This is a genomic window from Nocardia sp. NPDC050718, assembly GCF_040654235.1.
Lineage (GTDB): Bacteria > Actinomycetota > Actinomycetes > Mycobacteriales > Mycobacteriaceae > Nocardia.
Genome location: NZ_JBFAHQ010000010.1, coordinates 101,109 through 115,320 on the forward strand (window position 1 = coordinate 101,109; position 14,212 = coordinate 115,320).

Annotated in this window: 17 protein-coding genes; 12 read left to right on the plus strand and 5 right to left on the minus strand. The window is 71.6% G+C overall.

Going from position 1 to position 14,212, the window contains the following annotated elements; translation table 11 throughout:
* The first annotated feature begins 37 nt into the window (after positions 1-37).
* Positions 38-628 (plus strand): class I SAM-dependent methyltransferase, encoded by a 591-nt coding sequence (locus tag AB0H54_RS30920; RefSeq protein WP_357350223.1) that lies wholly within the window; start codon positions 38-40, stop codon positions 626-628.
* On the opposite strand, the gene AB0H54_RS30925 is transcribed toward AB0H54_RS30920, so the two are convergent.
* Genes AB0H54_RS30925 through AB0H54_RS30935 form a run of 3 tightly spaced genes read right to left on the minus strand, consistent with a single transcriptional unit; the run spans position 616 to position 3,241 of the window.
* Positions 616-1,359 carry an SDR family oxidoreductase gene (locus AB0H54_RS30925; RefSeq protein ID WP_357350225.1) on the minus strand — a complete coding sequence of 248 codons (744 nt, stop codon included), beginning with the start codon at positions 1,357-1,359 and terminating at the stop codon, positions 616-618. The genes AB0H54_RS30920 and AB0H54_RS30925 overlap by 13 nt on opposite strands.
* The gene (locus AB0H54_RS30930) at positions 1,356-2,321 is read right to left on the minus strand and encodes an alpha/beta fold hydrolase (RefSeq protein WP_357350227.1); all 966 of its coding nucleotides are present in this window, start codon (positions 2,319-2,321) and stop codon (positions 1,356-1,358) included. Before AB0H54_RS30930 ends, AB0H54_RS30925 begins: the two co-directional genes overlap by 4 nt.
* Positions 2,318-3,241: a zinc-binding dehydrogenase gene (locus AB0H54_RS30935; RefSeq protein ID WP_357350228.1), complete on the minus strand. Its 924-nt coding sequence runs from the start codon at positions 3,239-3,241 to the stop codon at positions 2,318-2,320. Before AB0H54_RS30935 ends, AB0H54_RS30930 begins: the two co-directional genes overlap by 4 nt.
* Positions 3,242-3,352: 111 nt before the next feature.
* Between AB0H54_RS30935 and AB0H54_RS30940 the strand changes: the two genes are divergently transcribed.
* The 4 genes from AB0H54_RS30940 (at position 3,353) to AB0H54_RS30955 (ending at position 6,795) form a co-directional block, all read left to right on the plus strand.
* Positions 3,353-4,276, plus strand: coding sequence for a LysR family transcriptional regulator (locus tag AB0H54_RS30940; protein WP_357350230.1), 924 nt, complete (start codon positions 3,353-3,355; stop codon positions 4,274-4,276).
* Between the two features lie 96 nt (positions 4,277-4,372).
* The gene (locus tag AB0H54_RS30945; protein ID WP_357350232.1) at positions 4,373-4,810 is read left to right on the plus strand and encodes a DUF4247 domain-containing protein; all 438 of its coding nucleotides are present in this window, start codon (positions 4,373-4,375) and stop codon (positions 4,808-4,810) included.
* A gap of 30 nt (positions 4,811-4,840) precedes the next feature.
* Positions 4,841-5,266, plus strand: coding sequence for a DUF350 domain-containing protein (locus tag AB0H54_RS30950; protein WP_355280310.1), 426 nt, complete (start codon positions 4,841-4,843; stop codon positions 5,264-5,266).
* Positions 5,266-6,795, plus strand: a complete 1,530-nt coding sequence (locus AB0H54_RS30955; protein WP_357350234.1) for a polyamine aminopropyltransferase — start codon at positions 5,266-5,268, stop codon at positions 6,793-6,795. The genes AB0H54_RS30950 and AB0H54_RS30955 overlap by 1 nt, the downstream gene beginning before the upstream one ends.
* Positions 6,796-6,798: 3 nt before the next feature.
* On the opposite strand, the gene AB0H54_RS30960 is transcribed toward AB0H54_RS30955, so the two are convergent.
* Together AB0H54_RS30960 and AB0H54_RS30965 are read right to left on the minus strand one after the other, a co-directional pair.
* Positions 6,799-7,047 (minus strand): hypothetical protein, encoded by a 249-nt coding sequence (locus tag AB0H54_RS30960; protein ID WP_357350236.1) that lies wholly within the window; start codon positions 7,045-7,047, stop codon positions 6,799-6,801.
* 16 nt (positions 7,048-7,063) lie between these two features.
* Positions 7,064-8,125, minus strand: a complete 1,062-nt coding sequence (locus tag AB0H54_RS30965; protein WP_357350238.1) for an NAD-dependent epimerase/dehydratase family protein — start codon at positions 8,123-8,125, stop codon at positions 7,064-7,066.
* 124 nt (positions 8,126-8,249) lie between these two features.
* Between AB0H54_RS30965 and AB0H54_RS30970 the strand changes: the two genes are divergently transcribed.
* The 7 genes from AB0H54_RS30970 to AB0H54_RS31000 all read left to right on the plus strand — a co-directional run bounded on the left by AB0H54_RS30970 (position 8,250) and on the right by AB0H54_RS31000 (position 14,206).
* The gene (locus tag AB0H54_RS30970) at positions 8,250-8,873 is read left to right on the plus strand and encodes a TetR/AcrR family transcriptional regulator (protein WP_357350240.1); all 624 of its coding nucleotides are present in this window, start codon (positions 8,250-8,252) and stop codon (positions 8,871-8,873) included.
* A gap of 93 nt (positions 8,874-8,966) precedes the next feature.
* The gene (locus tag AB0H54_RS30975) at positions 8,967-9,284 is read left to right on the plus strand and encodes a nuclear transport factor 2 family protein (protein WP_357350242.1); all 318 of its coding nucleotides are present in this window, start codon (positions 8,967-8,969) and stop codon (positions 9,282-9,284) included.
* Positions 9,281-10,435: an alkaline phosphatase family protein gene (locus AB0H54_RS30980; protein WP_357350244.1), complete on the plus strand. Its 1,155-nt coding sequence runs from the start codon at positions 9,281-9,283 to the stop codon at positions 10,433-10,435. The genes AB0H54_RS30975 and AB0H54_RS30980 overlap by 4 nt, the downstream gene beginning before the upstream one ends.
* A gap of 65 nt (positions 10,436-10,500) precedes the next feature.
* Positions 10,501-10,815, plus strand: coding sequence for a hypothetical protein (locus AB0H54_RS30985; RefSeq protein ID WP_355280297.1), 315 nt, complete (start codon positions 10,501-10,503; stop codon positions 10,813-10,815).
* Between the two features lie 131 nt (positions 10,816-10,946).
* On the plus strand, positions 10,947-12,194 hold the full coding sequence (locus tag AB0H54_RS30990; RefSeq protein ID WP_355280295.1) for a transcriptional regulator: 1,248 nt from the start codon (positions 10,947-10,949) through the stop codon (positions 12,192-12,194).
* A gap of 87 nt (positions 12,195-12,281) precedes the next feature.
* Positions 12,282-13,799 carry an aldehyde dehydrogenase family protein gene (locus AB0H54_RS30995; protein WP_357350247.1) on the plus strand — a complete coding sequence of 506 codons (1,518 nt, stop codon included), beginning with the start codon at positions 12,282-12,284 and terminating at the stop codon, positions 13,797-13,799.
* Positions 13,799-14,206: a DUF779 domain-containing protein gene (locus AB0H54_RS31000; protein WP_355280293.1), complete on the plus strand. Its 408-nt coding sequence runs from the start codon at positions 13,799-13,801 to the stop codon at positions 14,204-14,206. Before AB0H54_RS30995 ends, AB0H54_RS31000 begins: the two co-directional genes overlap by 1 nt.
* The last annotated feature ends 6 nt before the right edge of the window (positions 14,207-14,212 follow it).

The following is a 14,212-nucleotide window of genomic DNA, read 5'->3' on the forward strand; positions in this document are numbered from 1 at the left end:
GCCGGAACCCCCGCGTGATCCCGGCCGTTGTCGTGACATGTCGACCGACCCCTACTGGAATCACAACACGCAGTACCACCCCTGGATCCTCGATCAGGTCCCGGCCCACGCCCGCACCGCGCTCGACATCGGGTGCGGCGACGGCCTGCTCGCCCGCAAACTCGCCACCCGCTGCGACGCCGTCCTCGGCGTCGACATCGACGACGAGGTCATCGCCACCGCGCCCGCCGCCCCCAACGTGCACCTCGAACAGGCCGACTTCCGCGATCTCGACGACACCTTCGACATGGTCACCGCCGTCGCCACCCTGCACCATGTTCCCGTCCGCGACGGCGTCGCCGCCCTGCGTCACCTCGTCGCCCCGGGCGGCACCCTCGCGGTGGTCGGCCTCTGGAAGATGCACCCCCTCACCGACATCCACTACCTCCCGCTGCTGCCCGCGATCCGCGGCCTGGACTGGTGGCGCCGTGGCTCGCTGGGCGGCCCGAACGCCACGGTCCGCGACCCGAGGGAAACGCTGGCCGAGATCCGTTCGGTGACCGGTGAACTGCTGCCGGGCGCGCAGATCCGCCGGCGCCTGATGTGGCGCTACACCCTGGTCTGGCGCAAGCCCGGTCAGCCCGGATAGGCCGCCACCAGGCCGCCGTCGACGATGATGTCCTGCCCGGTGACATAGGATGCCTCGGCCGATCCGAGGAAGGCGACCAGGGCGGCGACCTCCTCGGCCGTGCCGAACCGGCCCGCCACCACCCGGCCCGCCGCCACGGCCGCGAAGTCCTCGGTCATCGCGGCCGCGGACATGGGGGTATCGATATAGCCGGGGCTGATCGAATTCACCCGGATCCCGCGCGGACCGAGTTCGGTGGCCAGGGTGCGGGCCAGGTTGTGCACGGCGGCCTTGGTCGCGGCGTAGAGGGTGAGCGCGCTGTCGGCACGGTGCAGGGTCCACGACGCGTTGAGTACGACCGACCCGCCCGCGGCCAGCAGCGGCAGCGTCTTCTGGATGGTGAAGAAGACGCCTTTGAGGTTCACCGCGACCGCGTGGTCGAACACCTCCTCGGTGATCTCGGGAAACGGCGCGAAGGTGCCTGCGCCCGCGTTGGCGAAGACCAGATCGAGCCGCCCGAAGCGGGCCGTGAGCGTGTCGGTCAGCGCGTCCAGTGCGTCGAGATCGGCCGTGTCGGCGGCGATTCCGGTGGCCCGCGGTCCCAGGTCGGCGGCTGCGGCGCGTACCCGGTCCTCGGTGCGGCCGGTGACGATCACCTGGGCGCCTTCGGCGATCAGCCTGCGCGCGGTGGCCAGGCCCATGCCGCTGGTGCCGCCGGTGACGAGGGCGACGCGGTCGGTGTAGCGGTTCATGCGAGTCCTTCGGTGAGATGGTCGGCGACGGTGTGCAGCCAGGCCGACCGGTGGTTGCCGACGAGGTGGTCACCGCCGGGAATACGGAGGTAGCGGCCCTGCGGTGCGGCGTTGGCCAGGGCGGCGCCGTCGGTGACGCCGGGGATCACGTCGTCGCCGCCGTCGACCACCAGCAGCGGGCAGCGCACGCGCGGTGCCAGGTCGGTGAGGTCGACGGTCGCGGCGAAAGCCTCGGCGGCGGTTCGCGATCCGGCCCGGCGGGTCATCAGGTCGCGGACGGGGTCGGGCAGGTGCCGCCAGTCCAGTCGGTAGGGTCCGCTCACGGTGGCGGCCACGACGATGCGTGGGTCGCGGGCCGCGGCCGCCGCGACATAGAAGCCGCCGAGGCTGAGACCGACGACGCCGACCCGTGCGACACCCAGCGTGTCGATCGCCGCGGCGACGACCGCCGGGTAGTCCAGGTCCAGCGTCGAGGTGGCGACAGCGGCCCCCTGCGCGGGACCGTCCAGGGCGAGAACCCGGAGGCCGCGGGCCACGAGCGCGTCGGCGAGGACATGGAATTCGTCCTTGCTGGAGTCGAGGCCGGGCACCACGATCACCGTGCCGGCGGCGGCGGGCCCGCGCAGGATGCCCGTGAAACCGGGGCCGCTACACCGCCGGGTGGTCGGATCCAGCAGGGAGTAGCCCTGTTCGGCAGCCGCATCCGCCGCCGCCGCGGCGGCCGCGTGTCCGTCGTCGGGCACCAGGGTCGCCAGATGCGACCAGCGGGCCGCCAGGAGCAGGTGGTGGCCGCGCGTGATCGCCGAGCCGGGGGTGTTCCGGTGACGGTCGGCGGCCGCCACGCAGGTGGGCGCCCAGTCGGCGGGCGTGCCGATATCGGCGCAGACCCGCCGGTAGTCGTGCGGATCGATGCCCGCCGCGGTGGCCCGGCTGAACAGGGTGTCGACCAGTTCGGCGCTCATCGGCCCGCGCTCGTGGTCAGGACGGCCTTGCCGCGCACCCGGCGCTCCCGCAGGTCGACGAGCACGCGCGCGGTCTCCGACCAGTCGGCGACCACGCCGATCTCGGGGTGCAACCGCCCCTCGGCGACCAGCCGCACCAGGGTGGCGAGATCGCGTCCGTAGGGTCCGCCCGCGTAATGGAAGTGGCGGATCGTCGCGTTCTCCGGCCCGGCGAAGAAGTCGAAGAAGTTCAGCGTGACCGGGGTCCGACTGGCCTGACCGAACCAGATCAGGGTGCCACCGGGCCGTAGCAGCGCCAGGCTCGCGGCCGTCGCGGCACCGCCGATCGACTCGAGCACGAGGTCGAACGGGCCTGCCGCGGCGGCGATCTCGTGCACCACCCGGGTCGCGCCGAGCGTGGACAGGCGCTCGCCCCGTTCGGGCGTCGCGGTGAGGACGGTGACGTCGGCGCCCGCGGCGGCGGCCAGCTCGGTGACGTAGTGGCCCACCCCGCCGGAGGCCCCGGTCAGCAGGATGCGCGCACCCGCCACCGGGCCCGCCGCCCGTAGCAACCGCAGGGCGGTGATCCCGGCCAGCGGCAGGGCGGCCGCCGTCACCACGTCGAGCGCGTCGGGCAGCACGGCGAGCGCGTCGGTGGGCACCGCCACGTAGTCGGCCCAGCCGCCGAGCGCCGGATGGCCGACCACCCGGGTCCCCATCGACGGACCCGAGCCGTCGGCCGCCGCCTGCACGACCAGTCCCGCGATGTCCTTGCCCGGCAACAGCTCCGGGCGCGGATCCTCCAACAGGAACGTCTCACCCCGGTTCGGGGCGAAGGCCGCGACGCGCACCAGCGCCTCGTCGGGCCGCGGCACGGGTTCGGCCGCCTCGGTGAACGCGACCGGCCGCTGCGGGTCGCCTGTCGGAATCAAACGCTGCATGACCCCAGCGAACCGCCGCCCCGCACCGACCGGCCAACAACCCGGTGACGCTCTCGACAACGATCGGTTGTCGCCGCTGGCAGTACGGCTCTCCGGCTAGGGTGGACGACTGTGGATCTGGATCTCGCGACGGTGCGCGCGTTCGTGTTCGTCGCCGAGGAACGGCATTTCGGGCACGCCGCGGCGGCGCTCGGGCTGAGTCAGCAGGCGCTGTCCAAACGGGTGGCGCGGCTGGAATCGACCCTCGGCGTGCGACTGCTGGACCGCGACCATCAGGGCGTGCGGCTCACCGAGGACGGCGCCCGCTTCCTGCCGGGCGCGCAGGACACCCTCGACGCCAACGATCGGGCCGTCGCCGCGCTGCTCGACGAACAGCGTCCCGTGCGCGTGGACGTGTGGGGCCACCTCTACGCACCGCTGCGCACGCTCGCCGGGCTCGCCACCGCACCGGGCTCGCCACCGCTGGAACCCGGGCACGGTCGTGACCTACCCGCCGTCGCCGCCGCGCTCGCGCACGGCGATATCGACGCGGGATTCGGCCGGGTCCATCCCCCGCTGCCGCCCGGCCTGACCCATCGGCTGATCCGCCTCGAACCGGTCGACGTCTTGCTCGGCGCGGACCATCCGCTGGCCGCCGCGCCCGAACTGCGTCCAGACCAGCTGCGCGACAGCGTCCTGCACATGCCGGCGGCCCTGGACCGCCTCGATTTCCTGGCCCGCTTCGCCGAGCGTTTTCAGATCGGCGAACACCGCGCCACCCCGAATCTCGGCCTGGCCCCGCTGCTGTCCGCGCTCGCCGCCGATCCCCGCGGCTTCGTGCTGCTGCCCGCCGACGTCGAGACGCCCGAGGTCCCCGGTGTTCGCGCGATCCCGCTGGTCGATCCGACACCGCTCTACGCGTGGTCGCTGATCTGGCGCACCGGCCCCTCATCGCCGCAGGTGGACGCCCTGCTCGCCGCCCTGGTGCGGACGGCGGGCGAACGCCGCTGGCTGGAATACGATCCGGCCCGCGACTGGCTTCCCGCCGCCGACTGACCAGCGCGCGACGGGCGCAACGGTTTTCGATGCGCCCGTGCCGGGTGATACAGTCCGCCCAGTTTTTGTACGGGGAGGGTTTCGCACAGCGTGACGATGAATCGCACCAGATGGATCGTGGCGGGGGTCTGCGCCGTGGTCGTCGCCATCGTCGCCGTGATCGTGGTGGTCGTGGTGACCAGGGACGAGAATCCGCGCGAGTTCGTGGCCGAGCGCTATCAGCGGGCCCGCCAGCTCGATCAGGTCAACGACGGCATCGCCTTCACCGCGGCCGCCGCGCCCGCCGCCGTTGCCGCGGCCATCGCCAAGGCCACCGACCCCCGCGATCGCCGCAATACCGGCGACAACCACTACCTGCGCTTCGACAAGGACCTCGTCGCGGTGTCGCCGCACGCGGGCGGTTCGCTGGTGCTGGTCGACAGCCTCGCCAACGGCACCCGCCGCCATCACACGCACACCAGCACCTACGGCTGGAACAGCGGTTCCGCGGCGGGCGACTTCCGCGGCGGCGGCAGCGACCAGGGCGGCAAGTAGTACATCGTCACACAGCACAGGAGGACACACATGCTCGCCGACCTGGCGGCGGACGCGGGTGCCGCGCTCGCCTACTCCGCGGTGGGAATCGTGTTGATGGCCGTCGGTTTCGGCGTCGTCGACCTGCTCACCCCCGGTGATCTGCGCGCCCAGATCTGGCTCGAGCGCAACCGCAACGCCGCGACGCTGCTCGCGTCGAACCTGTTCGGCGTGGGGATCATCGTGGCCACCGCCATCTGGACCTCCGAGGGCAAGATCCTGCAGGCACTGCTGGCGAGCGCGATCTACGGGGTGATCGGCCTGGCCGCGATGGCCCTGGCGTTCGTCCTGCTCGACGCGCTCACCCCGGGCGACTTCCGGGCCGTCGTCGCCGATCCGGAACCGCATCCGGCGGTGTGGGTCACGGCGTCGGCGCATGTCGCGGTCGCGCTGGTGGTGGCCGCGGGCCTGACCTGATGCCGGTGCACCGCCTGGCCAGGGCGGCGCTGCTGGCGACCGTGTTCGTCTGCGCGGCCTGCGGTCTGGTGTACGAGCTGTCGCTGGTCACCCTCGGCAGTTATCTGATCGGTGACACCGCGGCACAAGCCTCGATCACGTTGAGCGTGATGGTGTGCGCGATGGGTGTGGGCGCGCTGGCCGCGAAACCGCTGCGCCGCCAGGCCGCGGCCGCGTTCGTTGCGGTCGAACTGGCGCTGGCCGTGATCGGCGGGCTGTCGGTGGCGGCGCTGTACGCCAGCTACGCCTGGCTCAATGTCTACACCGGGACCCTGGTGCTGGCGGCGGCGGTGATCGGCATGCTGATCGGCGCCGAGATCCCGCTGCTGATGGAGTTGCTCCAGCAGATCCGCAGGCAGGAGGCCAGCGGCGCGGTCGCGGACCTGTTCGCCGCGGATTACGTCGGCGCGCTGCTGGGCGGGCTGGCCTTCCCGTTCCTGCTGCTGCCGGTGTTCGGGCAGATCCGCGGCAGTCTCGTGGTCGGCGTGGTGAACGCCGCCGCCGGACTGGCGTTGGCGTTCTTCTTCTTTCGCGCGCAGATGACCCGCACCGCCCGCCGCGTGCTGGTGGTCGCGACGGTCGTCGTCGCGAGCGGGCTCACGAGCACCTATCTCTACGCCGACCGGTTCGAGGCCACCGCCCAGCAGGCGCTGTTCGCGCATCCGATCGTGTGGCAGACCCGCACGCCGTATCAGCAGATCGTGCTCACCGAGTCGTTCTCGCCGTTCGGCACTACCGACACCCGGCTCTATCTCAACGGCGGACTGCAGTTCTCCTCGGTCGACGAGTACCGGTACCACGAGGCGCTGGTGCATCCGGTGCTGGCGGGCGCGCACCGCTCGGTGCTGGTGCTCGGCGGTGGTGACGGCCTGGCGCTGCGGGAGATCCTGCGGTACCCCGATGTCGCCGAGGTGACGCTGGTCGAGCTCGATCCGGCGATGATCGAGCTCGCCCGCGCCGACGAGCGCCTCACCACGCTCAACCAGCGTTCCTTCGACGACCCCAGGGTGCGGGTGGTCACCGCCGACGCGTTCACCTGGTTACGCGGTGCCCCCGGTCTTTTCGACGCGGTGATCGTCGACCTGCCCGACCCGGATCAGACCTCGGTCGCGAAGCTGTACTCGCAGGAGTTCTACGCGATGACCGCGAACGTGCTGGCGCCCGGCGCCCGGCTGGTGGTGCAGTCCGGGTCGCCGTTCTTCGCCCCGCGCTCGTTCTGGACCATCGACGCCACCCTCCGCGCGGCCGGGCTGCGCACCACGCCGTACCACGTGGACGTCCCGAGCTTCGGCGATTGGGGCTTCGTCCTCGCCGCCGTCGGCGCAGCCCCGGCCCCGGCCCTGCGCTCCCCCGGCCCGCTGCGCTCCCTCGACGACCGCACCCTCACCGCCGCTACCGTGTTCCCGCCGGACCGCCGGGCGGTCGACCCGCAGGTATCGACCCTCATGCGCCCGGTGATCCTGGATCTCCAGCGCCAGGAATGGCGCTGACTCTCAGGCCGTTCCGGAACAGGCCAGGTGGGTGCCGACCACGGCGAGTCCCAGGCCGGCCACCGCCGCCGACAGCGCGGGCAGGGGTTCCCGCACCATGCGCGTCGCCGTGCGCCGTGCCGCGGCGGTCACGCGCTCGACGCGATGTCGCACCGGCATCCGCTCGGTGGACCGTGCGTCACCTGGCGCGCGACCACGCAGGCTCCGGCGGAGGACACCGACGAGGGTGAGGACGAGGGCGGTGATCAGCATCGTCTTCTCCTCCCGCTCACCGGGTTCCGGCCGGTGCGGCGGTTGCCGCCCGGCGCGCACCGGGCGCGGTGACGATGCCGAAGGCGATCAGGCTGTCGGCGGTGTCGCGGATGGTGTCCTCGATCGGGCGCATGGTCCAGCCCAGTTCGCGCCGGGCTTTGTCGGCGCTGACGTTCTCGGTGCGGCCGAGCACCGGGATGGTCAGCGCGACGCTCTTGTCGAACACCGCGACCAGCCGCACCAGCCAGTTCGGCAGCACCCGGGTCGGCACCCGGAAGCCCTGCGGGGCGAATTGCCGGTCGAGAATCGCGGCCAGCTCGCCCATCCACAGCGGCTCGTCCGCGCAGATGTACCGGTTGCCCACCGCGGCGGGCACTTCCATCGCCAGCCGGTGCGCGACGGCCAGGTCGCGCACGTCGACCGGGGTCCAGCCGGTGCGCACCGAGCCCGGCACATCGCGGGTGAGCAGCCGGCGGATCGGTTCGTGCGAGGTGCTGGTCGTCGCGTCGAGCAGCGGGCCGAGCACCATGCCGGGATTCACGGAGACGAGTTCGAGTCCGCCGTCGAGTGATGCGACATAGTCCCAGGCGGCGCGCTCGGCGAGGGTCTTGCTCTTCTGATACGCCGGAACCCGCTCGACCACCGACCAGTCGGCCTCGGTCCGGACGGCATCGGTGTCGTGCCCGTAGGCCACCGCGGCGACCGACGAGGTGAGGACCACGCGCCGCACGCCCGCGGCCGCGGCGGCGCGCAGCACCCGCAGGGTGCCGTCGACGGCGGGGCCGATCAGCGCCTGTTCGTCGTCCGGCGGCGCGGACGGGAACGGCGAGGCGACGTGCAGCACGGTGTCGCAGTCCGCCACCGCCTCGGCCCAGCCCGCGTCGTCGTCCAGGGTGGCGGCGACGAACTCGAGCTCACCGCCGGTGCGGCGGGCGAGCTCGGTCAGGTGCGCACGTCGGGCGTGCGCGTCGAGGTCACGCACGGTGCCGCGGACGGCGTAGCCGTGCTCGAGCAATTCGGCGATGCAGTGGCCGGCCACGAAACCTGTCGCGCCGGTGACCAATACCCGAGTGGTCATGGTGTTCACCCTTCGTCCTTCGGGGGGGCACCCGCCCATCTGAGCGGTGCTCAAATAATCTAAACACTGCATAGATTTCCTGTCCAGTGCCGATTCCCGTGAGCGTCTCGCTTACGCTCGGAGGGTGAAGCGCACCCGTTACCACCACGGCGACCTGCGGGCCACGCTGATGGACGCCTGCCTGCGCCTGATCGAGAGCGAGGGCCTGGCCGCGGTCAGCCTGCGTCGCGTCGCCCGCGAGGCCGGGGTCAGCAGCGGTGCGCCGTACCACCACTTCGCCGACCGCGCCGCGCTGCTGTCGGCCCTGTCGGTGGACGGCTTCGAGCGGCTCGCCGCCGACCTCACCGCGACCAAGGCCGCGGCGGGCTCCCCGCTCGACGCGCTCACCGCGCTCGCCGAGGCCTACGTGCGGTTCTCCCGCGACCACCCGGCGCAGTTCCGGCTGATGTTCCGGCCCGAGCTGTCCCAGCCCGAGAAACACCCCGACGCGGGCGACGCGGGCGACACCGCCTTCCACGTCCTGGCCGACACGATCGACGAGGCCGTCGCGGCGGGCGTGCTGCCCGCCGACCGCGCCGAGACCCTCACCGTCGCCTGGTGGGGCCTGGCCCACGGCCTGGCCTCGCTGTGGCTGGACGGGCACCTGGTCAAGCGCAGCGAGCAGATGGGCACCACCGCGCCCGTCCTCGTCGACACCATCATGCGGGCCTTCGCCGACCTCGTCGCCGCCCACTCCACCGGCGCCTGACGCGCCATCGCGTATTCCCCCGGCCGAGCCCGCGCGCTCACCTACAGTGGGGTGCACCGTCATCCGTCGTGTGTCACCCGAGCAGGAGAGCCGATGTCTGCCACCGCGAAACTCGATCCCGTGGTCGAAGCGTTCGTCGACGCGCTCAACGCCCAGGACGCCGACCGCTTCTACGGCGTGCTGACCGAGGACGCGACCATGTCCGACGACGGGGTCGAACGCGACCTCGCGCAGTGGACCGAGGCCGAGATCTTCAGCAGCAACGGCCGACTGGCGGTCGAGTCGGTCGACGGTGACGGCCTCGAGCTCACCGCCGACTACACCAACAGCCGCTGGGGCTCGATGCGGACCACCTGGCGGTTCGTCCTGCGCGACGGACTGATCAGCCGATTCGAAACCGGACAGGCGTGAACGACCAACTCTTGCTGACCCCGCGCTACGGCGAGTCCTCCCTCGCCGACCTCCTTCCCTCGGCCCTGGCCTGCCTCGGCGTCGACGGCGAGACCGACCGGCTCGGCCTCGATCTCGACGTCGACCACGTGTGCGTGCTGCTCGTCGACGGGCTCGGCGCGCAGGCGCTGGCCGAGCACGCCGACATCGCGCCGTTCCTGTCGAGCCTGCCGCCCGCCACCATGACCGCGGGCTTCCCGAGCACCACGGCCACCAGCCTCACCACCCTGGGCACCGGCCTGCCGCCGGGCGAGCACGGCATCGTCGGCTATCTGCTGCGCCTGCCCGAGGAGCAGCGGCTGTTCAACAGCCTGCGCTGGCAGCTCAACGGCGCGGGCCCCAAGATCGACGCCCTCGCCACCTTCCCGCCGGAACGAATCCAGCCGCACCCCACCGTCTTCCAGCGCGCCGCCGCCGCGGGCGTCGCCGCGATCCAGGTCGCGCCCGGCTACCAGGACGGCTCGGGCCTGACCAGGGCCGGGTGGCGCGGCGGCGGATTCCGGGCGACCTTCTCCGTCGGCGACCTGATCGACGGCGTGCTCGACGCGCTCGGCTCGGCCCCGAAAACCCTGGTCTACACCTACCATTCGGAACTCGACACGACCGGGCACGCGCGGGGTCCCGCCTCGCGGGCCTGGCGCTTCGAGCTCGCCCACGTCGACCGGATCGCCGCCGAACTGGCCGCGCGCCTGCCCGCCCGCTCGGCGCTGATCGTCACCGCCGACCACGGCATGGTCGAACTCACCGAGCGGATCGACTTCGACACCCACCCGCACCTGTCCGCGGGCGTCGCCGAGCTCGCCGGCGAACCCCGTGCCCGGCACGTCTACACCGCCGACGGCGCGACCGCCGATGTGGCCGACACCTGGGCGGACGTGCTCGGCGCCGACTTCCTGATCCACACCCGCGCCGCGGCGATCGAGGCGGGCTGGTTCGGGCCGACGGTCACCGCCGAATCCGCCTACCGGATCGGCGATCTGGTCGTGGCGGCGCGCGGGGACGCCGGGGTGATCCGGTCCGGCGCCGAACCGCTCCAGTCGATGATGGTGGGCCATCACGGCTCGCTCACCGCCGCCGAACTGCTCGTTCCGCTGCGGATCCACCGCGGCTGAGACCGACCGCCTAGGCTGGAGCCCACTCGACGCGCACCCGCGCGGCGCGACCCTCAGGAGGAACCATGCACGCCACCACCCGAACCGGTGCCGTCGCCGTCGGCGTCGCGGTGCTGGCGGCACTGGCGAGCGGCTGCGCCGAGGTCGAGAAGGTGCTCAACCAGGGCGGCGACACCACCTGCCGCGACTACATCAACCAGGAGTCCGACACCAAGCGGATCACCATCGCCAAGGCGATGGAGGAGCGCAACGGCTCCGCACCGTCGGGCGCCCAGGTCGACTCGATGATCGTGCAGGTCGACCTGCTGTGCGCGGGCCAGCGCAATATCGACACCCCGATCAAGAACGCCGACATCCCCGGGCTGTTCCTGAACAAATAGCCGGCCACGGCGGCGTCAAGCCGCCACGACAGGGCATGCACCGGCGACCCGGTCGTCCTCCGGGAAACGGTGCACACCGCGGTGGCCCAGCTGATAGACAGGTAGGCGCCACCGACGAGCAGGGAGTGAACGTGGGCGCACACGACGACCCGATCGCCGGCTCGCCCAGGCCGGACCGGCTCTCGGACTATCGCGGCGCGCTCGAGAAGCAGTGGAACAAGCTGGCCGCGCCCTCGCGCCCGCTGCACTTGCCCCGCGACACCGGGCCGGTGCGCGAGGAGGTCGCCAAGTCGTGGCAGCGGTCGCTGCACACCGTCGACCCGGCGCAGACCGTCGCCCCCGGTTTCAACGACATCAGCGACCGCTGGTCGGAGTCGCCGCTGCGCAGGCCGGTCACCGAACTCGCCGGGCAACTGCGCGGCATGGCCGAGGAATCCGGCTATCTGGCCGTCGTCAGCGACGAATCGGGCACCATCCTGTGGACCGCGGGCGATCGGACCCTGCGCCGCCAGGGTGAGGCGGTGAACTTCGCGCCCGGCGGGGTGTGGGACGAGAGCCACATGGGCACCAACGGCCTGTCGCTGGCGCTGCACGACGACAAGGCCGTCACCGTCTTCTCCGCCGAACACCTGGTCGCCGCGCTGCACGGCTGGGTCTGCTACTCCGCGCCCATCCACGGCCCCGACGGCCGACAGGTGGGTGTCCTCGATCTGTCCTCCACCTGGGAACGCTCCCATCCGATGGTGATGACCTCGGTGCGGGCCCTGGTCACCGCGGTCGAGACGATGCTGCGCGCCGAGGCGCCGGCGCCCGCCCCCGGCGTCCGGCTCGAATGTCTCGGCGCAGCACGGCTGTTGCGCGACGGCAGGCCGGTGCCACTACCGCCGCGCCAGCTGGAGATCCTGGCCCTGCTGGCGCTCGAACCCGAGGGCTACACGCCCGAACAACTGCACGCCGCGGTCTACGGCGACCGCGCGGTATCGCTCAACACGCTCAAAGCCGATGTCTCGCACCTGCGCCGGGCCACCCGCGGCGAGATCGCCAACCGGCGCTACATGCTCACCGGTCCGGTGTCCTGCGACGCGGTCGACCTGCTCGCCGCGATCGAGGGCGGCGACCTCACCTCCGCGCTGTGGCTCTACCGCGGGCCGCTGCTGCCCGGGTCCGACCTGCCCGGTGTCGAACAGTGGCGCGCGCACCTCGACGTGGGCATCCGCAACGCGGTGCTCAACAGCGACCGGGCCGAGCACGCCGTCGCCTTCGGCCAGCGCTGCCCCGGCGACATCGCGATCCACGAGCACGCGCTGCTGCTGCTCCCCCGCGACGACGTCCGCAGGGCCGTCGTCACGGCCCGCCTGTACACCGCACGCCAGGGCTGACCTGGGCGAACTCGCTCACCAACCTCGTACCAACCTTCGCCGACCATAGTGTGTTCCACCACGCAGAGGTCGCGAGGAGCGAGACGCATGATCTACGGCAAACCCGGATCGGATACCGGCATCGTCAGCTATGCCGCCCGATACGACAACTTCATCGGAGGTGACTGGGCCGCCCCCATCGAAGGCCGCTACTTCGACAACACCTCGCCGGTCGACGGGGAGATCTTCTGCGCGGTGGCCAGGTCGACGGCCGCCGATATCGACATGGCCCTCGAGGCCGCGCACCGCGCCACCGATCGCTGGGCCGCGACGCCGGCCGCCGAGCGCGCCGACATCCTCACCAAGATCGCCGACCGGATCGAGAACAGCATCGAGCCGCTGGCGGTCGCCGAGACCTGGGACAACGGCAAGCCGGTCCGCGAGACCCTGGCCGCCGACCTACCCCTGGCCGTCGATCACTTCCGCTACTTCGCCGGCGTCCTGCGCGCGCAGGAGGGAACGATCTCCCAGATCGACCCCGACACCGTCGCCTACCACTTCCACGAGCCGCTCGGCGTCGTCGGTCAGATCATCCCGTGGAACTTCCCGATCCTGATGGCCGCCTGGAAGCTGGCGCCGGCGCTGGCCGCGGGCAACTGCGTGGTGATCAAACCCGCCGAGCAGACACCCGCGTCGCTGCTGCTGGTCGTCGAGCTGATCGCGGACCTGCTACCGCCCGGAGTCCTCAACGTGGTCAACGGCTTCGGCGTGGAGGCGGGCAAACCGCTGGCGCAGAGCCCGCGGGTGGCCAAGATCGCCTTCACCGGCGAGACCACCACCGGCCGGCTGGTCATGCAGTACGCGAGCGAGAACCTCATTCCGGTCACCCTCGAACTGGGTGGCAAGAGCCCGAACATCTTCCTGCCCGACGTGATGGCGGCCGACGACGACTACCTCGACAAGGCCGTCGAGGGCTTCGTGATGTTCGCCCTGAACCAGGGCGAGGTGTGCACGTGCCCGTCACGCGCGCTGATCCACTCGTCGATCTACGACGAATTCCTCGCCCGCTGCATCGCCCGCACCGAGGCCGTCGTGTCAGGTCATCCACTCGACACCGAGACGATGATCGGCGCGCAGGCCGGCAACGACCAGTACGAGAAGATCCTGTCCTACCTGGACATCGGCAGAGCCGAAGGCGCCCGCGTGCTGACTGGAGGGGAAGCACGCAAGGTCGACGGACTGCCGGGTGGGTACTACATCGAACCCACCATCTTCGAGGGTGAGAACACGATGCGGATCTTCCAGGAGGAGATCTTCGGACCGGTGGTCGCGGTGACCCGTTTCGACACCGTCGACGAGGCCGTCCGCATCGCCAACGACACCCTCTACGGCCTCGGCGCGGGCGTGTGGACCCGCGACATCAACACCGCTCATCGACTGGGCCGCGGCATCAAGGCGGGCCGGGTCTGGACCAACTGCTACCACGCCTATCCCGCGCACGCCGCGTTCGGCGGCTACAAGAAGTCGGGGTTCGGCAGGGAGAACCACGCCATGATGCTCGGGCACTACCAGCAGACCAAGAACCTGCTGGTCAGTTATTCGACCACGAAACTCGGGATGTTCTGATGCAGAACCGGATCCACCGTGTGGAGATCACCGAACGCGCCCAGACCCTGTTGCGCCGGTTGATCGAGGACAACGGCCCGGTGTTGTTCCGCCAGGCGGGCGAGTGCGGTGACGACGACGTCGCGCCGGTGTGCCTGTCCGCCAAGCAGTTCCCGATCGAGAAGGCCGACGTGCTGCTGGGCAGGCTCAGCTGGCACACCGAGTTCTGGATCAGCCCCGAGCAGTTCGAATGCTGGAAGGACACCCACCTCACCGTCGACGCGGTGCGCGGGCAGGCCAGCGCCGAATCGCTGGAAGCGGGCCAGGGCATGCGGTTCGTGCTGCGCGCCCGCCAGCTCACCGCGGCGGAGAACGCGGCCCTGGCGGCCGCACCGCCCCCGCGAACCGGCGCCGACCGCACGCTGTAGCGGGCG